Genomic DNA, 17980 nt, shown 5'->3' with positions numbered 1-17980 from the left:
GGCCACCCGGCCCAGTCGTCCCCTGATCGGCGCAACGGGTGTCCGGACGACCGCTCACCGTGCGCAAACGCCCCTTGCTCCACCCGGGTGGACCGGGCAACCGGGGCTTCACGACACCGGTGGGTAGTATGCCGAATCGTGATCCGGCTCGAAGAGGTTTCCAAGGTCTACAAGACCTCGACGCGGCCCGCGCTCGAGCGGGTGTCCGTCAACATCGAAAAGGGTGAGTTCGTCTTCCTCATCGGTCCCTCGGGGTCGGGGAAGTCGACCTTCCTCCGGCTGCTGCTGCGCGAAGAGACGCCGAGCAAGGGCCGTGTGATGGTGTCGAACTTCGACGTCGTCAAGCTGGCCCGCCGCCGGGTCCCCCGCCTGCGGCAGACCATCGGCTGCGTGTTCCAGGACTTCCGCCTGCTGCCCAACAAGACCGTCGCGGAGAACGTCGCGTTCGCCCTCGAGGTCATCGGCAAGCCCGCCCCGACCATCAAGAAGGTCGTGCCCGAGGTGCTGGAGCTCGTCGGCCTCGACGGCAAGGCGGACCGCCTGCCCAACGAGCTCTCCGGTGGTGAGCAGCAGCGCGTCGCGATCGCGCGCGCGTTCGTCAACCGGCCGCTGGTGCTGCTCGCCGACGAACCGACCGGGAACCTGGACCCCGACACCAGCCAGGACATCATGCTGCTGCTGGAGCGGATCAACCGCACCGGCACGACCGTCCTGATGGCGACCCACGATCACGGCATTGTGGACTCGATGCGGCGCCGAGTGGTCGAGCTGCAGCTCGGCCGGGTGATCCGCGACGACGCCCGCGGCGTCTACGGCATCGGTCGCTGACTCCGGCCCTCCCCGCCCCGCCAACGCCCCCGACACCAAGGACCAGACCCCGACATGCGTGCCAGTTTCGTCTTCAGTGAGGTAATCACCGGCCTGCGCCGGAACATCACGATGACCATCGCGATGATGCTGACCACGGCCGTGTCGCTCGCCATGCTCGGCGGCGGCCTCCTGGCCGTGCGCACGATCGACAAGATGAAGGCCAACTTCCTCGCCGACGTCGAGGTTTCGGTCTACCTCACCGACGACATCAGCGCGAACGACAAGAACTGCACGCAGTCGCTGTGCCAGTCGCTGCGTTCGTCCCTCCAGAGCAACGACGGCGTCGAGTCGGTCGTGTTCGAAAACCGCGACCAGGCCTTCGACCGGTTCAAGAAGATCTTCGAGAGCCAGCCGGAGCTCATCCAGCTGACCGGGCCGGAGTCGCTGCCCGCTTCGCTGCACGTGAAGCTGAAGGACCCGGACCGCAGCGAGTCGATCGTGCAGGAGTACGGCACCAAGCCGGGCGTGCGGAAGGTCGACGACCAGAAGAAGTTCCTCGACCGCGTGTTCAACGCCTTCAACGGTGTCCGGAACATGGCGTTCGGGGCCGCGCTCATCATGGCCATCGCCGCGCTGCTGCTGATCGCCAACACGATCCAGGTGTCCGCGTTCACCCGGCGCACCGAGGTCGGCATCATGCGGCTCGTCGGCGCGACGCGGTGGTACACGCAGCTACCGTTCCTCCTGGAGGCGGTGGTCGCCGGCGCGGTCGGTGCGATCCTCGGGATCATCATGCTGGTCATCACCAAGGTCGGCTTCCTCGACGCGGTGTTCACCGGCGACGTGTTCCCGAAGATCACCACGCTGGAGCTGCTGTTCCCGGTCGCGCCGATCCTGCTGGGCGTCTCCATGGTGATCTCCGCCATCACCGGTTACGTCACGCTGCGGCTGTACGTCCGGCACTAGCTTTTAACCGGCTGCTTGCGGCCCCGGACATCACGTAGAGTGGTCGTATGCCCAAGGAACGTGGCCAGAAGGTGATCGTGTCGAACCGCAAGGCGCGGCACGATTACTCCATCATCGACACCTACGAATGCGGTCTCGTGCTCGTCGGTACCGAGGTGAAGAGCCTGCGCGAGGGCAAGGCGTCCCTGGCGGACGCGTTCGCGACGGTCGACGACGGCGAAGTGTGGCTGCGCAACGTGCACATCCCGGAGTACACGCAGGGCACGTGGACCAACCACATGCCGCGGCGCACCCGGAAGCTGCTGCTGCACCGGCGCGAGATCGAGAAGCTCATCGGCAAGACCAAGGAGAGCGGGCTCTCCCTGGTCCCGCTGTCGATGTACTTCAAGGACGGCAAGGTCAAGGTCGAGATCGCGCTGGCCCAAGGCAAGAAGGCCTACGACAAGCGGCAGACGCTCGCGAAGCGTGACGCGGACCGCGACATCAGGAAGGCCATGGGCCGCGCGCTGAAGGGCCGGTTCACGGAGTGACGGCGGGCCCGGCTTCCGACGCCGATGTCGCACGCTGGACGGCGTCGCTGGGCCTGCAGGGCCTGGTCGACCTGCACGTCCACTTCCTGCCGAAACCGGTGATGGACAAGGTCTGGGCGTACTTCGACCGGGCCTCGACGCACTACGGCACCGAGTGGCCGGTGCACTACCGGACGTCCGAGCAGGAGCGGCTGGAAACCCTGCGCTCGCTGGGTGTCCTGCGCTTCGCGCCGCTCGTCTACCCGCACAAGCCGGGGATGGCGGAGTGGCTGACCGAGTGGGCGCTGGAGTTCGCCGCGCGGGTACCGGACGCCGTGCCGACCGGGACGTTCTACCCCGAGCCCGGCGCCGGGTCCGCTGTGGACGGTGCGCTGCGCGCCGGCGCCCGGGTGTTCAAGGCGCACGTGCAGGTGGGCGCGTACGACCCGCGTGACCCGCACCTGACCCCGGTGTGGGGTTCGCTGGCCGACGCGGGTGTCCCGGTCGTCGTCCACTGTGGACACGGTCCGTTGCGGGGCGACTTCACCGGGTTGTCGGTCTTCGAAGAGGTCCTGAAGCGCCACCCGAAGCTGACGGCGGTGCTCGCGCACGCGGCGATGCCCGAGTTCGGCACGGCGTTCGAGCTGCTCGCGAAGTACCCGCGCGTGCACCTGGACACGACGATGGTCGGCGTCCCGTTCGCCGAGGCGATGTCGCCGTTGCCGCCGGACTGGACCGCGCGCCTGGCCGAGTTCGGCGACCGCGTCGTGCTCGGCACGGACTTCCCGAACATCCCGTACTCCTACGCGACGCAGCTGCAGGCGATCGCCGGCTGGGCGGCCGACGATCGCCTGGGGGAGCCGTTCCTGCGGGCCGTCCTGCACGACACCCCGCTGAAGCTGCTCAACGCCTGACGGCGGTCCGTTCCGTGACGTCCACCGCGCGGCCGAGCAGGTCGAGCACCGGGATCTGCTTGCCGGCCAAGAGGAACCCGGCCGTCGCGAGGACCACCCACGGCACCGGGCCGTGCGCGATGCCGTCGGACAGCGGCGCGAACCCGTGCGCGGCGAGACCGAGCAGGCCACCGGAGATCATCAGCCCGGCGACGACCAGCTGCGGCACCCGCGCGGTGACCTCGGCGGTGTCGCGCTGCAGCTCGAAGTGCGCGAACAGCCGCAGCAGGCCCAGCAGCACCAGCCCGCACACCGCGAACCACGCGGGCGCCATGACGAGCCAGAGCAGCGTGCCCGGCGCGGGCGTCTCGTAGCCGAGGCCGTAGACCGTCACGCCCGCCACCACGATCAGCGCCGGCATGTGCCACAGGTAGACGCTCATGAACCGCGCGCCGAGCCAGCTCAGGGCGTTGCCGATGCCGGGTCGGCCGGCGAGCGCGTTGAGCTGCGGGCGGAAGGCGAGCAGCAGGCCGATCTGGCCGACGGCGAGGAAGGCGAGCAGCACGGTCGGCGGGCTCATGTTCGACACCGGCGCGCCCGGCATGCCGATCATGCTGGCCGGGTACGGGCCGAAGGCGACCATCATCGCCGTGACGCCGAAGCCGGCGGCCGAGAGCGTCAGCGCGGCGCGGCGGGTGAGGTCGCCGAGGCGGCCTTCGACGTAGTGGAAGCCGAGCTGGTGGACGGCGACCCAGACGAAGATGGCGTTGGCGTAACCGATGTAGCCGAGGTCGTTGAAGCGCGCGACGTCGACGAGGACGCCGGCGACCCCCATGACGAGCGGCACCTTCAGGCCCCAGCGCCGGTGTGCGGCGACCATCAGCGGCGTGAGGAGCACGACGAGGACGTAGACCGCGAGGAACCACAGCAGCTGCGCGGCGATCGCGCTGCCGACCTGCAGCGGTTGCGGCGGGACGCCGAGGCCGCGCAGGAAGTCCGGGACGACGAGCCAGACGGCCATCAGCGGCAGCACCGGTACCATCAGCCGCTTCAGGCGGGCCGCGAGCCACCGGCGCGGCGATTCGGCGCGGCGGAACGAGATCAGGTTGGCCGCGCCGCCGGCGAAGAAGACGAGCGGCATGACTTGGCTGAGCCAGGTGACGACCCACCACCCCGGCGTCGCGAGCGCGTTGCCCGTGGCGAGGTGACCGTCGGAGTAGGAGAGCACCGGCATGACCCAGTGCTGGGCGATGACGGCGAGGATGGCCCCCGCCCGGACGACGTCGAGGAAGCGGTCCCGGCTTGTCTGCATGCGCCAATCCTGGCCGCTTCGACCTGCGGGAACAGCGGTGCTGACCGGCGTCTTCGGGGTCCTGTTCACCCCCGCTCGATGCGGGGGTTCTCCCTACCGCCGGTTGTCCGGCTCGGGTTCGTGCCGCGTCGCGGAGACGCGGTACTCCCAGCCGCCTTCGGTCAGGCCGAGCTCGTAGCGGGTCTCGATCTTCGGGCCGCCGTGGAGGTGGATGTGCCGGATGACGGTGCCGGGCACGGGCTCGGCGTCCCCGAGCTCCTGGACGCGGCCGTCGAGCGGGCCTCCGAAGAAGCGGACGCAGCGGGACTCGTCGGACATCTGCGCGCTCCTCTCCGGCGGGTCCGCTCATGGTAGGTGAGGGGTGGGGAGGGTGCCGCCCGCGGAACGGGTGACCCTATGTCCACTTTACGGGACTTTTGGTCACCGAACGTCCGCTCAGCGGTCGGTAGGCTCGACTTCATGATCGAGTCTCCCCGCCTTCCCGGTCTGACCTTGGCCGATGCCGACGAACTGGTGGCGGCCGCGCTGGCGATCGGAGCCGAACGGGGGTTCCCGCCGCTGGCGGTCGCGGTGCTCGACGTCGCCGGCGAGGTGATCACCTTGCGCCGGGCCGATGGCGGGATGCCCATGACCAGCCGGATCGCCGTGGCCAAGGCTCGTACCGCGCTGCTCACCCTGCGGCCGTCGGGCGGGATCGAGCTGCCGGGACCGATCGTCGACGGCATCCAACACCTCTTCCACGGGGACTACGTCCCGTACGCGGGCGGTGTCCTCGTCACGGACGGAGACGTCGTCCTCGGAGCTGCCGGGGCTTCCGGTGCGCACGCGCGGGAAGACGAGCAGGCGGTGCAGACAGCCGTGGAACGGTGGCGGGCTCAGCGGCCCAGGTAGGTCAGTACCGCGCGGACCCGGCGGTGTTCCTCCGCGCTCGCCTCGAGACCGAGCTTCGAGAAGATGTTGCCGATGTGCTTCTCCACCGCGCCGTGCGAAACCACGAGGGAGTTCGCGATCGCCGTGTTCGACAGGCCCTGGGCCATCAGGCCCAGCACCTCGGACTCGCGGGCGGTCAGCGCGTCCAGCGGGTTGCGGCGGCCGCGGGCCATCAGCTGGGCGATCACGTCCGGGTCGATCGCCGTGCCGCCGTTCGCCACCCGGCGGACCGCGTCCAGGAACTCCTCGACGTCCGCCACCCGCTCCTTCAGCAGGTAGCCGACTCCGCCGGCGCCGCCGGACAGCAGCTCCACCGCGTACGACTCCTCGACGTACTGCGAAAGCACCAGCACCGGGAGCCCCGGGATCTCCTTGCGTGCCGCCAAGGCCGCGCGCAGGCCCTCGTCGGTGAAGGTCGGGGGCATCCGGACGTCGACGATCGCCAGGTCAGGACGGTGTTCCTTGATCGCGCCGAGCAGGTCGTCGCCGTTGTCGACGGCCGCGGCCGTCTCGATGCCTTCGTCGGCGAGCAGGCGGGTCACCCCGGCCCGCAACAGCACGGCGTCTTCGGCGATGACTACCCGCATCCGGCCCCCAAGCTCGTGGATGAACGGGAGCCAGCTTATTCACCATTGGCAGGGGAGGTCAGCCCGGATTACCGTCGGCCCGCCGACCGGGCTGACGACCGTGATCACGCCGTCGATCGTCGCGGCGCGGTCGGCCAGCCCGGCCAGCCCGCCGCCCGGCCGCACCTCGGCGCCGCCGTGGCCGTTGTCGGTGATCTCGACGACCACGTGGTCGTCGGTCCGCCACACCTTTACTTCCGCTTCGGACGCTCCGGAGTGCTTCGCGATGTTCGTCAGCGTCTCGCCGACGATGAAGTAGGCCGTCGTCTCCACCGCGGCCGGCGGCCGCGGGTCCACGGTCACCGTCACGTCCACCGGGATCGGCGACTTCGCCGCCTGCGCCGACAACGCCGCGTCCAGCCCGCGGTCGCCCAGCACCGCCGGGTAGATGCCGCGCGCCAGGTCGCGCAGCTCCGACACGGCGAGCTTCGCGTCCGAATGCGCCTCGTCGATCAGCTCCCGCACCATGTCCGGGTCCTGGTCGAACTTCGACTTCGCCCGCCCGAGGCTCATCGCGACCGCGACCAGCCGCTGCTGCGCGCCGTCGTGGAGGTCACGCTCGATGCGGCGCCGCTCCGCTTCGGCGGCGTCGACACCCCGGGCGCGTGACGCCTGCAGGCGCTCGGCCTTCTGCTCCAGCCGCTCCGTCCGGTTCGGGCCCAGCAACGCGATGCCCAGCTCGCCGTGCAGCCAGCCCAGCCACGGCGTCACCCAGATCGCCATCGGCAGCAGCACGATCGACGCGATCGCGATCCCGAGCTCCGCGCAAGCCAGCGGGAACGCCACCATCAGGTACGCCAGGTCACGCCACGTCGTCGGGTCGCTCAGCCGCACCATCCAGCGCCGCAGCAGGGGCAGGCCCTCCTGCGAGCGCCGCTCCACCGGCGGCAGCGGCACCCGCAGCATCGACCCCAGCCACGCCCGCTCCCGGTCCGCCGACCAGCGGATGAAGCTCGTCGTCGCCAGCAGGATCGGGAACCCGACCCACACCACCGCCGTGCCGACCCCCACCGCGATCCCCGTCACGATCAGCACGAACTGCAGGATCCGGAAGACGAAGCTGACGATCATGTACACGATCGTGCGAGCCGGGTTCGGCCGCGGGTGCTCCAGCCGCTGCGCCTCGGTCATCCCGCCACCAGGTTCTTCTGTTCCGCGTCTTCCCGGTCTTCCCACCAGCGCTCCATCCGACGGCGCTGGGCCACGGTCGTCCCCAGCAGCGCGTTCGCCAGCCGGGCGTGCACCCCCGCCAGCGCCTTGGTCAGCGCCACCGACAACGCGATGAACAACACCCCCAGCGCTGCCCACGGTAGCGCTTCCACCGTCGAATCCACGGTCAGCCACCGCAGGTCGTCGGACGGGAAGTAGTACGCGCCGCCCGGCAGCCATCGGAAGTAGATCGGCAGCCCCGCCAGCGCCAAGCTCGTCGACCAGAACGTCGTCACCAGCACGAACTCGACGATGCCGAGCGGGAAGAGCACGAAGAAGTAAGCCAGGTCCCGCCACGTCGACGGGTCCTTCAGCCGGCCCTTCCACCGGTTCTTCTGCCCCTCCGCGGGCAGCGGCAGGTAAGGCAGGTCGATGTACCGGTCGAGCAGGGCGTAGACCCGCGCCCGCTCCAGCCGGGCGGCCCCCCGCACACCCAGCACGAGCAGCGCGAGCAGGCCCACGCCCACCCACACGACCGCGGTCCCCAGCCCGGCCGCGAGGAACGTCGTCAGCACCGCGAACGCCACCACCCCCAGCGGCAGGTTCATCAGCAGGAACACCACCGAACCGCCGAACGGCGGATCCCGCCTTTCGCTATCCATGACCAGGCTCCCTTCATCCCACGATGGACTCCAGGGTCGTCTCCGCCGGCCGTTCCGGACATGGTGCGCGCGGGCATCCTCGCGGTAGGGCTGGCCCTACCCACCTGGAGTAAAGGGATGGCGGGACGCGTTATGATGTACAGGTTGTGTTCCCACCAAGGGGGTGAACGGTTTCGACTTTGGACGTTGATTCAGGAGAAGCGTGCCGGTGCAGGCGAGAGACCACCGTTAAGCGTCATCGCAACCAAATAAGCGCCGACTCCAGTCAGCGCGAGTACGCCCTCGCCGCCTGAGCGAGTGCGTCTCTGTCGGCCCGGGTTCGCCTCCGGCCCGGGTACCGGCATCAGCTAGGAGGCTCAGCGACTGTCCCGGCCACGGGGAACAGTCGTGAAGCAAACAGTGGCTGGGCTCGTCACCTCGGCTTGTTCGCGTGACCGAGGGGGCCAAGTAGAGACGTAGCGGACTGCGCACGGAGAAGTCCTGTTGATACGCCAGAGGACCCGGGTTCAATTCCCGGCACCTCCACCTTCGAGAAGGCCGTCGCCCCTTCGGGGCTTCGGCCTTCTCTTCGGTTTCGTCCATGTTTTCTGGGGGTCGAACCCCCAGACCCCCGCCAGGCGGGCTTCGCCCCCTGGACCCCCTCCCCTGGACCCCCTCCCCGGGGCTTCGCCCCTGGACCCTGCTTCTCGGGGCTTCGCCCCTCTCTCCGGGGCTTCGCCCCTGGACCCCGCCTTTGGGGCTCTGCCCCTTGCCCCCGCTTCGCGGCTGAGGCTCGCGCCTCGCTGCGGCTGGCGCCTCGCCGGCTGGGCTGCGGCTTGCGCCTGGCCACAGCCTGCACCGCTGCGCATGGCGCGCCGCTCACGCGCGAGCCGACGCGCGAACACGCACCGACGAGGACCCAGACCCCCCCCGCACCCCGATCCGAAGCCAGAACACGGCCGGCAGTGCCGGGTCAAGGCACGCTTTCCCGCCTTGACGCGGTGCTGACGGCCGTAGTCACAATCAGGGCTTCGGGGTGCCGGAAGGGCTACGGACCTGGCCTGCCCTGCCTGGCCTGCCCTGCCTGGCCTGCCCCGCCTGGCCCGGCTCGCCCCGCCTGGCCTGGCGCGGCCGCTCCGCCCTGGCTTGCCTTGCCCGCCCTGCCCGCCCTGCCCGCCCTGCCCGCCCTGCCCGCCCTGCCCGCCCTGCCCGCCCTGCCCCACTTCGCCCTGCCCGGCTCGGCCCTGCCCCCGCCCGGCTCGGCGCTGCCCGGCCCTGCCCCTGCCCTGCCCCGCCAGGCTGGGCGCTGCCCGGCCCTGCCCCTGCCCGGCTCTGCCCTGCCCGGCTCTGCCCTGCCCGCCTCGCCCTGCCCGGCCCGGCCCGGCTCCGCCCGCCCCCCCCGGCTCCGCCCGGCCCGCCACCAGGCCCGCTCTGCCCGGCCCGGCTCCGCCCGCCCGGCTCCGCCCGGCCCCGCTCCGTCCGGCCCTGCCCGCCCCGCTCAGTTCACCGCCAGCCGGCCCATCCCACCCGCAACCTGGTCGGCGCATTCTCAGCCGAGCCGTTCCTCGCCGCTCATCCCAGCCGGCCGCACCTCGCCCACCCCACCCATCCCCAGCCGACTCACCCCGGCCGTCACCCAGTTGGCCCACCCCGGCCAGCCCGTCCCTCGCCGCGCGCCCCGGTCACCGCTCCTCAAACGGGCTTTTCAGTCGCCAACCACGCATCTACCTGCGGTTTCGGGTCTACCGCCCGCTTGGCCGTTGCCCCTTCCATTGAGGTCTACTCGCTGTGTTTAGGGCTTGTGATGGGGCCCACTTGTGGGTGAAATTTTTGTGAGTGTCATGCTGGAGGCCCGACCATGGCTCTGCACCCGCGGGGCCGGAAGTAGGTGGCCAGATGACCTGGGCCCGTTCCAACGGCAGCTCGACCGCCAACGATGAAGACAGTCGGATGGGGGTTATCCGGGCCGAGGAGGCCGTTCGGCTTGCCGAACAGAATGATCGGGCCGTTATCACTGTGGCCGGGCACTCTTCGAACGTCCTGGAATGTGCCGAGTTGCTTGCCATGCTCGGGCTCGATGCCGGGCGGCGGCAGAAGGCCGTCTGATCTACACCAGGTCCGCTACGTGGACCACCTTGTTCCGGCCGGTTGCTTTTGCGTGGTAGAGGGCCGTGTCCGCCGCGTCCAGCAGGCGTTGTAGTGAGGTTCCTGCCTTCGGGTAGACCGCCATGCCTATCGATGTCGACAAGCCCGTGATCGACAGCTGGCCCACCGGGACCTTCAGGGCGGTGACGGCTCGGCGGATGCGCTCCGCCACCGCTCCGATGTCCGGGTGGGCGATGCCCGGCAACAGCACCACGAACTCTTCGCCGCCGAAGCGGCCTACCGCGTCGCCTCGGCCTCGGACCGCTGCGATGATCGCCTCGGCCACCGCTTTGAGCACCGCGTCGCCCGCCAGGTGGCCGTACGTGTCGTTCACCTGCTTGAAGTGGTCGAGGTCCAGCATCAGCAGGCCGAACGTCGTTTGCTGACGGGCGGCGCCCGAGAGGGTTCGCTCGGCCAGGGAGTGCCAGCCGCTCGTGTTGTACAGGCCCGTCTTCTCGTCGCGGTGGGCCGCCACCTCCAGCTGCTTCACCAGCACCGTCCGGTGCAACAGCAGCAACGGCGGGAGCACCAGCACCACCAGGCCCGGCAGCATGGCCAGGGCCACGGCGTTCAACGCGCCCAGGCAGAGCGTCGCCACCTCCAGGCCGTTGTCCGACCACGTGCCGAACAGCGCCTCCGGGGTGCGGCCGATCTCACGGCGGGCCGGGAGCACCAGCAGCGCGTTCACCAGGAAGAACGTCGCTCCGGCCGCCGCGATCGCGAACGTTCCGGCCCAGCCGTGCGTGAAAGCCGAGCGCACGTCCGGTGCACCGGAGACCCGCATGACCGCCTGGGCCGCGTAGCACGAGAGCAGGATGATGGCCGCGTTGCTGACCGTCCTCGACACCGGCACCCGCTGCAGGCGGTACCAGCTGCGGACCGCCAGGTGCGCGTACAGGCCGCAGACCAGCACCGCCAGCAGCGACGGGGGCAGCAGCAGGACGCCGGCGAACGTCCACACCGACGTCATGTTGATGTGCGGGGTCCCCGACACCCGGCGGCGGATGCGCTCGACCCGGCGGCCCGTCTCCGACTGCACCACGCCCAGGACCAGCAGCACCGCGAGGATCAGCAGCGTCCGGCGGTCCACCGCGACCGGGAACGGGCGCAGCGTCAGCACCACCGCCACCGCCTCGCTCAGCAGGCAGTAGACGATCACCCGCGGACTTTGGCTCCACAGCGCCCAGCGCCGTGGAGCCACGAGGACGTCACGAAAGCGTGGTCCGCCGCGCGGGGTCCCGGCGCCGGTCCGCATACTCATGGTGTCCGGCCGGTGACGGAGCCGGGCCGGCCCGGAGTGCCGGAGGGAGGCGCGCCATGTGCGGACGCGACAACTGAGGTCATGGTTCCTCCAGCCCGACCCGGCGCCACGCCCTCGCGATCGGCACGGCCACCGCGGCACCCGCCGCCCCGGCCGCGGCGATGGTGTGGGCCGGGCTCAGCACGTCGGCGAGCGCGCCTGCCGCGGCCGCGCCGACGCCCTGCACGGTGATCAGCCCCGCCGAGTTCACGCCCGCGCACTGCGCGCGGTGCTCGTCGGGCACCCGGCGCATGAACGAGACCGTGCCCTGGATGTTGTAGCCGGTGGCCAGCAGCCCGGACGCCGCCAGCAGCACCACCGACAGCACCAGCCCCGGCCGGAAGACGAACAGGACCAGCGGTAGCCCGGCCGCGATCCCGAGCCAGCCCAGCACACGGACCTGCGCGCGTTCCGGGATCCACTTCCCGAACACGACGCCGCCCAGCACGCTGCCCGCCGGGTCCGCCGCCATGAGCAGCCCCACCAGCGCCGCGCCCGCGCCGATCCCGGCCGCGTACGGCGCGGCCAGCGCCTCCGGCACGACGTAGAAGCCGGCCAGCCAGTTCAGCGCCACCAGCGTCCGCAACGCCGGGTCGCGCCAGATCAGCCGGATCCCCGCGGACGTCGTCGACAGCCAGGCGGGCCGGACCGCCTGCGCCACCGCCGCCCGGCGGCGCACGCCGGTGACCAGGAACGCCGCCGAGAGCACGAACGTCACCGCGTCCAGCGCCAGTGCCGCGGACGGCGCGAGCGCGGCGATCAGCAGCCCGCCGCCGGCGAACCCGGCCAGCTGCGCGCCCTGGATCGTCACGTTCCGCAGGGCCATCCCGAGCAGGTAGCGCTCGCCTTCGAGCACCGAGGGCAGCAGCGCCTGCTGCGCCGCCTTGAACGGCCCGCCCAGCGCCGTCATCACCGCGACCAGCACGCACAGCACCCAGAGCGGAACGCCGGGGACCGCGATGACGGCGACCAGCGCGGCGCGGGCCAGATCGGTGACGACCATGACGTCCCGGCGCGGCCACCGGTCGCCCGCGCCGGCCAGGAGGATGCCGCCGAGCAGCGAGGGCACGTACGTCAGGGCGTAGGTCAGGCCGGTCAGGGCCGCCGAGCCGGTGCGCTGGTAGACGAGGACGGCGAGCGCGACGCGGGCGAGCTGGTCCCCGCAGATGGACAGCAGTTCGGCGACCCACATCGCGCGGAACTCGGCGACGGCCAGGACCGCGCCGAACCCCACGCGCGTCACCCGTGCGTCGTCCATCAGCCGACGTCCCCTCGAAACCCCTGTCAGCCACGGTAATAACCCAGCGGAGTGGAATCGAGCCGTTCGGTGACAGTTGCCCCGATCGCAGCAGCGGGTCAGCCCGGGTGGCCGCCGATGCGGCTGGTCAGCTCGGCCGCCGTCGCCGCCACCTCGGCCGCCAGGTCCGGCCACGTCTCCGTGCACGGGTCGGCGGCGCAGTGGTGGCGCAGGGTCACGCTGATCGCCGCCAGCGGGCGGGCGCCGTGGTCGAAGACCGGGGCCGCCACCGAGGCGAACCCCGCCGTCACGTGGCCGTCCTCGACCGACCAGCCGAGCCGGCGCTCCGCCGTCAACGTCCGGCGCAGGTCGGCGAGGGTGTGCGGGCCGCGGCCGGTGCGGAGGACGAACGACGACGGCGACGGGAACAACGCCCGGACGTGCGGGGCCGGCAGGTGGCGCAGGATCGCGCGGCCGGACGCCGTCAGCTGGGCCGGCAGCCGGACGCCGACCTCGGTCACCAGCGTCTCCGGCCGGGCCGGGCGCTCCTTGATCAGGTACAGCGACTCGTTGCCGTGCAGGACGCCCAGGTGCGCGGTGTGGCCGGCGCGGTCGACGAGCTTGCGCAGCAGCGGCCCGGCCAGCCGTTCGAGGGGGTCGTGCCGGAGGTAGGCCGAGCCCAGCTCGAAGGCCGCGATGCCGAGGCCGTAGCGGCGTTCCGCGGGCAGGTGGACGACGAACCCGGCCGCCTCCAGCTCGCTGAGCAGGTGGTACGTCGTCGAGCGGGGGAGTCCCGCTTCGCGCGCGATCGCCGCCGCGGTCACCGGGCCCGGGCGCGTGGCCAGCAGGCTCAGCACCGCCAAGCCGCGGCGCAACGCCGGCACCTTGCTGCTCTCGCCCATGACCCGAGCCTAATGTCTGGGATCCCAGACGAAACCACTCGTTGAGGCATCCCACCAGCGGGAAACGCCGTGTCCAATGAGCCCATGCCGGAAAAAGTGCTCCTGGGCCCGGAACCCCTGACCGCCGCCCAGGTCGTCGACGTCGTCCGCGGCCACGCGCCGGTCGGGCTCACGGACGCGGCCGAGAAGAACCTCGTCGCCACCCGCCAGCACATCGAAGACCTCGCCCACGCCGTCACGCCCACCTACGGCGTCTCGACCGGCTTCGGCGCGCTCGCCACCCGTCACATCCCCGTCGAGAGCCGGACCGCGCTGCAGCGCAGCCTGATCCGCTCGCACGCCGCCGGGGCCGGGCCCGCCGTCGAGACCGAGGTCGTCCGCGGGCTGATGCTGCTGCGGCTGCGGACCCTCGCCAGCGGGTACACGGGCGTCCGCCCGGGCACCGCGCAAACGCTTGCGGCCCTGCTCAACGCCGGGATCACCCCGATCGTCCACGAGTACGGCTCGCTCGGCTGCTCCGGTGACCTCGCGCCCCTCGCCGCCGTCGCGCTCGCGCTCATGGGCGAAGGCGAAGTCGAGTACCGCGGCGCGATCGTGAAAGCGGAAGAAGCGCTGAAGGACGCCGGCATCGAGCCGGTCGTCCTCGCGGAGAAGGAGGGCCTCGCCCTCACCAACGGCACCGACGGCATGCTCGGCATGCTCCTGCTCGCCGCCGCCGACCTGCACCGGCTGTTCGACATCGCGGACATCACCGCCGCGATGAGCGTCGAGGCGTTGCTGGGCACCGACCGCGCGTTCGCCGCCGACCTCCAGGCCCTCCGGCCGCACCCCGGTCAGGCCACGTCCGCCGCGCGGATGTGGGCGGCGCTGCAGGGCTCGAAGATCGTCGAGAGCCACCGCGGCCCGGACTGCAACCGCGTCCAGGACGCCTACTCGCTGCGCTGCGCCCCGCAGGTCCACGGCGCCGCGCGCGACAGCCTCACCCACGCCGAGCTCGTCGGCGACCGGGAACTCCGGTCCGCTGTGGACAATCCCGTCGTCCTCGCAGACGGCCGCGTCGAGTCCAACGGCAACTTCCACGGCGCGCCCGTCGCGTACGTGCTGGACTTCCTGGCCATCCCGGTCGCCGACGTCGCCAGCATCGCCGAGCGCCGCACCGACCGGATGCTCGACAAGGCCCGCTCGCACGGCCTGCCGCCGTTCCTCGCCGACGACCCCGGCGTCGACTCCGGCCACATGATCGCCCAGTACACGCAGGCCGCGATCGTCAGCGAGCTCAAGCGGCTGGCCGTGCCCGCGTCCGTCGACTCCATCCCGAGCAGCGCCATGCAGGAGGACCACGTCTCCATGGGCTGGTCGGCCGCGCGGAAGCTGCGCAAGGCCGTCGACGGCCTGACCACGGTGCTGGCCATCGAGCTGCTGACGGCGGCCCGGGCGCTGGACTTCCGCGCGCCGCTGGAGCCGTCGCCGGTCACCGGCCGCGTCCGCGACCTGCTCCGCACGAAGGTCGCGGGCCCCGGCCCCGACCGCCACCTGGCGCCCGAGATCGCGGCCGCCGAAGAACTCGTCCGCTCCGGCGCCGTCCTCGACGCCGCCCGTCTGGAGGTCTGATGAACCACGAGCCCCGCGTAGTCCGTGCCGCCCGCGGCACCCAGCTCACCGCCAAGTCGTGGCAGACCGAAGCCGCGCTGCGGATGTTCCACAACAACCTCGACCCCGACGTCGCCGAGCGGCCCGAGGACCTGGTCGTCTACGGCGGCACCGGCAAGGCCGCCCGCAACTGGGCCAGCTTCGACGCCATCACCCGCGAACTGACCTCGCTCGAGGTCGACGAGACGCTGCTCGTGCAGTCCGGCAAGCCGGTCGGCGTGTTCCGCACGCACGAGTGGGCGCCGCGCGTGCTCATCGCCAACTCGAACCTGGTCGGTGACTGGGCGACCTGGCCGGAGTTCCGCCGCCTCGAGCAGCAGGGCCTGACGATGTACGGCCAGATGACGGCCGGGTCGTGGATCTACATCGGCACCCAGGGCATTCTCCAGGGCACGTATGAGACGTTCGCCGCCGTCGCGAAGAAGAAGTTCGGCGGGTCGCTGCGCGGGACGTTGACGGTGACCGCCGGCCTCGGCGGCATGGGCGGCGCGCAGCCCCTCGCCGTGACCATGAACGACGGCGTCGCGCTGGTCATCGAGTGCGACCCGCAGCGCGCGCACCGCCGCGTCGAGACGCGCTACCTCGACGAGGTCGCCGACAACCTGGACGACGCGATCGCCCGCGTCACCAAGGCGAAGCAGGAGAAGCGGCCGCTGTCGGTCGCCGTCGTCGGCAACGCCGCCGAGGTGCTGCCGGAGCTGCTGCGCCGCGACGTCGAGGTCGACATCGTCACCGACCAGACTTCCGCGCACGACCCGCTTTCGTACCTGCCCAAGGGTGTCAGCGTCGACGACTGGCACGACTACGCGGCGAAGAAGCCCGACGAGTTCACCGACCGCTCGCGCGAGTCGATGGCCGACCACGTCGACGCGATGCTCGGCTTCCTCGACAAGGGCGCCGAGGTCTTCGACTACGGCAACTCCCTGCGTGGCGAGGCGAAGCTGGGCGGCTGCGAGCGCGCGTTCGACTTCCCCGGCTTCGTGCCCGCCTACATCCGCCCGCTGTTCTGCGAGGGCAACGGCCCGTTCCGCTGGGCCGCGCTCTCCGGTGACCCCGAGGACATCGCCGCGACCGACCGCGCGATGCTGGAACTGTTCCCGGAGAACGAATCCCTCGCCCGCTGGATCAAGCTGGCCGGCGAGCGCGTGGCGTTCCAGGGCCTGCCGGCGCGGATCTGCTGGCTCGGCTACGGCGAGCGGCACCTGGCCGGCCTGCGGTTCAACGAGATGGTCGCCAGTGGCGAGCTGAAGGCGCCGGTCGTCATCGGCCGCGACCACCTCGACTCCGGCAGTGTCGCCTCGCCGTACCGCGAGACCGAGGGCATGGCCGACGGCTCCGACGCGATCGCCGACTGGCCGCTGCTGAACGCGCTGGTCAACACGTCGTCGGGCGCCAGCTGGGTGTCGATCCACCACGGCGGCGGCGTCGGCATGGGCCGCTCGATCCACGCCGGGCAGGTCAGCGTCGCCGACGGGACGCCGCTGGCCGCGCAGAAGCTGGAGCGCGTGCTCACCAACGACCCGGGCATGGGTGTCATCCGCCACGTCGACGCCGGGTACGACCGCGCGAACGACGTGGCCGACGAACGCGGCGTGCGGGTGCCGATGCGGGACCAGGCGTGACGACCTCCGGGCTGCTCGCCGAGATCGACGACGTCGGGCGCGACCCGAAGCGCGGCGGTTACTCCCGGCACGCCTTCGACGGGCCGGAGCAGGACCTGCGCGCGTGGTTCGTCGAGCGCGCGCTGGGGCTCGAACTGGACGTCGAGACCGACCGCAACGGCAACATCTGGGCCTGGTGGGGGCCGCCGGGACGCAACGCCGTCGTCACCGGCAGCCACCTCGACTCGGTGCCCGGTGGTGGCGCGTTCGACGGTCCGCTCGGTGTCACGAGCGCGCTGGCCGCCGTGGAAGCCTTGCAAGCCAAAGGGTTCCGGCCGGGAAAGCCGCTCGCCATCGTGGTCTTCGCCGAGGAGGAGGGCGGCCGGTTCGGCGTCCCGTGCCTCGGCTCGCGGCTGCTCACCGGCACCATCGACGCCGACAAGGCGCGCGGCCTGCGGGACGCCGACGGCGTCACGTTCGCGGAAGCGGCCGCGAAGGCCGGCTTCGACCCGGCTCGGATCGGGCCCGACGCGGAGCGGCTCGACCGGATCGGCCGGTTCGTCGAGCTGCACGTCGAGCAGGGGCGCGGGCTCGTCGACCTCGGTGCGCCGGTGGCCGTCGGCAGCACGGTGATCGCGCACGGGCGGTGGCGGTTCTCCTTCGAGGGGCAGGGAAACCACGCCGGCGCGACGCTCATCGCGGACCGGGCCGACCCGATGCTGCCCGCGGCCGCGACGGTCACCGCCGTCCGGCGGCTGGCCGCGAAGGTGCCGGACGCGCGGGCGACCGTCGGCCGGCTCGTGCCGACCCCCGGCGGCACCAACGTCATCGCGTCCACAGTGGACCTCTGGCTCGACGCGCGGGTGCCGGGCTCGGGAACGCCCGAGCTGGTCGGCGAGATCAGCCGGGCCGCCTCCGCCGCCGCGGCCGAGGAAGGCTGCCGGGTCCAGGTGACGCGGGAGTCCTATTCGGACGATGTCGTGTTCGACGACGCGCTGCGCCGCGACCTCGGCGGCTGGCTCGGCGCGCCGCCGGAGCTGCCGACCGGCGCCGGCCACGACGCGGCGATCCTCGCCGGGTTCGTCCCGTCCGGGATGCTCTACGTGCGCAACCCGACCGGGATCAGCCACTCGCCGGAGGAGTTCGCCGAGTCCGGCGACGTCGAGGCCGGCGCCGCTGCGCTGGCCACGGTGCTGGAACGGCTGGCGCGATGACCTCCGGCCCGCGGGGGCGCCCCCCGTTTCCAGCCTACCGCCCGGCACCGACAGTTTTCTGGTGCGAACAGGCCTGGCTGCCCGGCGGAATCGCT

At 71.6% G+C, this 17980-nt stretch carries 17 protein-coding genes and 1 other RNA gene; 10 read left to right on the top strand and 8 right to left on the bottom strand.

The annotated features are described in order from the left end of the window. Positions 1–138: 138 nt before the first annotated feature. The 4 genes from ftsE to ACZ7OU_RS50170 are packed head-to-tail and all read left to right on the top strand — an operon-like array spanning position 139 to position 3199. Positions 139–828: a cell division ATP-binding protein FtsE gene (ftsE, locus tag ACZ7OU_RS50185; protein ID WP_470245651.1), complete on the top strand. Its 690-nt coding sequence runs from the start codon at positions 139–141 to the stop codon at positions 826–828. Positions 829–882: 54 nt separating this feature from the next. After that, positions 883–1776: a permease-like cell division protein FtsX gene (ftsX, locus tag ACZ7OU_RS50180; RefSeq protein WP_470245650.1), complete on the top strand. Its 894-nt coding sequence runs from the start codon at positions 883–885 to the stop codon at positions 1774–1776. Positions 1777–1823: 47 nt separating this feature from the next. After that, entirely contained in the window at positions 1824–2306 is a 483-nt protein-coding gene (gene smpB / locus ACZ7OU_RS50175; protein WP_470245649.1) for an SsrA-binding protein SmpB, read from the top strand. Then, complete coding sequence (locus tag ACZ7OU_RS50170) at positions 2303–3199, top strand: amidohydrolase family protein (protein ID WP_470260766.1); 897 nt, start codon at positions 2303–2305, stop codon at positions 3197–3199. Before smpB ends, ACZ7OU_RS50170 begins: the two co-directional genes overlap by 4 nt. Here the strand turns inward: ACZ7OU_RS50170 and ACZ7OU_RS50165 are convergent. Together ACZ7OU_RS50165 and ACZ7OU_RS50160 are read right to left on the bottom strand one after the other, a co-directional pair. Beyond that, positions 3189–4490 carry an acyltransferase family protein gene (locus ACZ7OU_RS50165; protein ID WP_470260765.1) on the bottom strand — a complete coding sequence of 434 codons (1302 nt, stop codon included), beginning with the start codon at positions 4488–4490 and terminating at the stop codon, positions 3189–3191. The genes ACZ7OU_RS50170 and ACZ7OU_RS50165 overlap by 11 nt on opposite strands. Before the next feature lie 93 nt (positions 4491–4583). Continuing rightward, positions 4584–4808 (bottom strand): hypothetical protein, encoded by a 225-nt coding sequence (locus ACZ7OU_RS50160; protein WP_470245646.1) that lies wholly within the window; start codon positions 4806–4808, stop codon positions 4584–4586. A 141-nt stretch (positions 4809–4949) separates the two neighbouring features. Between ACZ7OU_RS50160 and ACZ7OU_RS50155 the strand changes: the two genes are divergently transcribed. Continuing rightward, positions 4950–5381: a GlcG/HbpS family heme-binding protein gene (locus ACZ7OU_RS50155; protein ID WP_470260764.1), complete on the top strand. Its 432-nt coding sequence runs from the start codon at positions 4950–4952 to the stop codon at positions 5379–5381. On the opposite strand, the gene ACZ7OU_RS50150 is transcribed toward ACZ7OU_RS50155, so the two are convergent. The 3 genes from ACZ7OU_RS50150 to ACZ7OU_RS50140 are packed head-to-tail and all read right to left on the bottom strand — an operon-like array spanning position 5366 to position 7857. Beyond that, positions 5366–6007, bottom strand: a complete 642-nt coding sequence (locus ACZ7OU_RS50150) for a response regulator transcription factor (RefSeq protein ID WP_329051584.1) — start codon at positions 6005–6007, stop codon at positions 5366–5368. The genes ACZ7OU_RS50155 and ACZ7OU_RS50150 overlap by 16 nt on opposite strands. A gap of 39 nt (positions 6008–6046) precedes the next feature. Next, positions 6047–7177, bottom strand: coding sequence for a sensor histidine kinase (locus ACZ7OU_RS50145; protein WP_470260763.1), 1131 nt, complete (start codon positions 7175–7177; stop codon positions 6047–6049). Then, positions 7174–7857: a sensor domain-containing protein gene (locus ACZ7OU_RS50140; RefSeq protein WP_470260762.1), complete on the bottom strand. Its 684-nt coding sequence runs from the start codon at positions 7855–7857 to the stop codon at positions 7174–7176. The genes ACZ7OU_RS50145 and ACZ7OU_RS50140 overlap by 4 nt, the downstream gene beginning before the upstream one ends. Positions 7858–8016: 159 nt before the next feature. Between ACZ7OU_RS50140 and ssrA the strand changes: the two genes are divergently transcribed. After that, positions 8017–8385, top strand: a transfer-messenger RNA (tmRNA) gene (gene ssrA, locus ACZ7OU_RS50135). 1347 nt (positions 8386–9732) lie between these two features. Beyond that, positions 9733–9942 carry a hypothetical protein gene (locus tag ACZ7OU_RS50130; protein WP_470245642.1) on the top strand — a complete coding sequence of 70 codons (210 nt, stop codon included), beginning with the start codon at positions 9733–9735 and terminating at the stop codon, positions 9940–9942. Between the two features lies 1 nt (position 9943). Here ACZ7OU_RS50130 and ACZ7OU_RS50125 read toward each other — a convergent pair whose 3' ends face one another. The 3 genes from ACZ7OU_RS50125 to ACZ7OU_RS50115 form a co-directional block, all read right to left on the bottom strand. Next, entirely contained in the window at positions 9944–11182 is a 1239-nt protein-coding gene (locus ACZ7OU_RS50125) for a GGDEF domain-containing protein (protein WP_470260761.1), read from the bottom strand. A 139-nt stretch (positions 11183–11321) separates the two neighbouring features. Next, positions 11322–12539 carry an MFS transporter gene (locus ACZ7OU_RS50120; RefSeq protein ID WP_470260760.1) on the bottom strand — a complete coding sequence of 406 codons (1218 nt, stop codon included), beginning with the start codon at positions 12537–12539 and terminating at the stop codon, positions 11322–11324. Between the two features lie 98 nt (positions 12540–12637). Beyond that, positions 12638–13420 (bottom strand): IclR family transcriptional regulator, encoded by a 783-nt coding sequence (locus tag ACZ7OU_RS50115; protein WP_470260759.1) that lies wholly within the window; start codon positions 13418–13420, stop codon positions 12638–12640. A gap of 84 nt (positions 13421–13504) precedes the next feature. Here ACZ7OU_RS50115 and hutH point away from each other — a divergent pair, with 84 nt between their 5' ends. Genes hutH through ACZ7OU_RS50100 form a run of 3 tightly spaced genes read left to right on the top strand, consistent with a single transcriptional unit; the run spans position 13505 to position 17885 of the window. After that, complete coding sequence (gene hutH / locus ACZ7OU_RS50110; RefSeq protein WP_470260758.1) at positions 13505–15031, top strand: histidine ammonia-lyase; 1527 nt, start codon at positions 13505–13507, stop codon at positions 15029–15031. Next, complete coding sequence (gene hutU / locus ACZ7OU_RS50105; RefSeq protein WP_470260757.1) at positions 15031–16692, top strand: urocanate hydratase; 1662 nt, start codon at positions 15031–15033, stop codon at positions 16690–16692. The genes hutH and hutU overlap by 1 nt, the downstream gene beginning before the upstream one ends. Next, positions 16689–17885 carry an allantoate amidohydrolase gene (locus ACZ7OU_RS50100; RefSeq protein WP_470260756.1) on the top strand — a complete coding sequence of 399 codons (1197 nt, stop codon included), beginning with the start codon at positions 16689–16691 and terminating at the stop codon, positions 17883–17885. The genes hutU and ACZ7OU_RS50100 overlap by 4 nt, the downstream gene beginning before the upstream one ends. Positions 17886–17980 lie beyond the last annotated feature (95 nt).

This window comes from Amycolatopsis sp. NPDC114505, assembly GCF_055633615.1.
This window is presented reverse-complemented; position numbering and strand designations above follow the sequence as displayed.

Bases quoted from the DNA above. Each gene is read 5' to 3' on its own strand.
- ftsX (WP_470245650.1), top strand. From the start codon at position 883: ATGCGTGCCAGTTTCGTCTTCAGTGAGGTAATCACCGGCCTGCGCCGG.
- smpB (WP_470245649.1), top strand. From the start codon at position 1,824: ATGCCCAAGGAACGTGGCCAGAAGGTGATCGTGTCGAACCGCAAGGCG.
- ACZ7OU_RS50165 (WP_470260765.1), bottom strand. From the start codon at position 4,490: ATGCAGACAAGCCGGGACCGCTTCCTCGACGTCGTCCGGGCGGGGGCC.
- ACZ7OU_RS50160 (WP_470245646.1), bottom strand. From the start codon at position 4,808: ATGTCCGACGAGTCCCGCTGCGTCCGCTTCTTCGGAGGCCCGCTCGAC.
- ACZ7OU_RS50155 (WP_470260764.1), top strand. From the start codon at position 4,950: ATGATCGAGTCTCCCCGCCTTCCCGGTCTGACCTTGGCCGATGCCGAC.
- ACZ7OU_RS50150 (WP_329051584.1), bottom strand. From the start codon at position 6,007: ATGCGGGTAGTCATCGCCGAAGACGCCGTGCTGTTGCGGGCCGGGGTG.
- ACZ7OU_RS50145 (WP_470260763.1), bottom strand. From the start codon at position 7,177: ATGACCGAGGCGCAGCGGCTGGAGCACCCGCGGCCGAACCCGGCTCGC.
- ACZ7OU_RS50140 (WP_470260762.1), bottom strand. From the start codon at position 7,857: ATGGATAGCGAAAGGCGGGATCCGCCGTTCGGCGGTTCGGTGGTGTTC.
- ACZ7OU_RS50130 (WP_470245642.1), top strand. From the start codon at position 9,733: ATGACCTGGGCCCGTTCCAACGGCAGCTCGACCGCCAACGATGAAGAC.
- ACZ7OU_RS50120 (WP_470260760.1), bottom strand. From the start codon at position 12,539: ATGGACGACGCACGGGTGACGCGCGTGGGGTTCGGCGCGGTCCTGGCC.
- ACZ7OU_RS50115 (WP_470260759.1), bottom strand. From the start codon at position 13,420: ATGGGCGAGAGCAGCAAGGTGCCGGCGTTGCGCCGCGGCTTGGCGGTG.
- hutH (WP_470260758.1), top strand. From the start codon at position 13,505: ATGCCGGAAAAAGTGCTCCTGGGCCCGGAACCCCTGACCGCCGCCCAG.
- hutU (WP_470260757.1), top strand. From the start codon at position 15,031: ATGAACCACGAGCCCCGCGTAGTCCGTGCCGCCCGCGGCACCCAGCTC.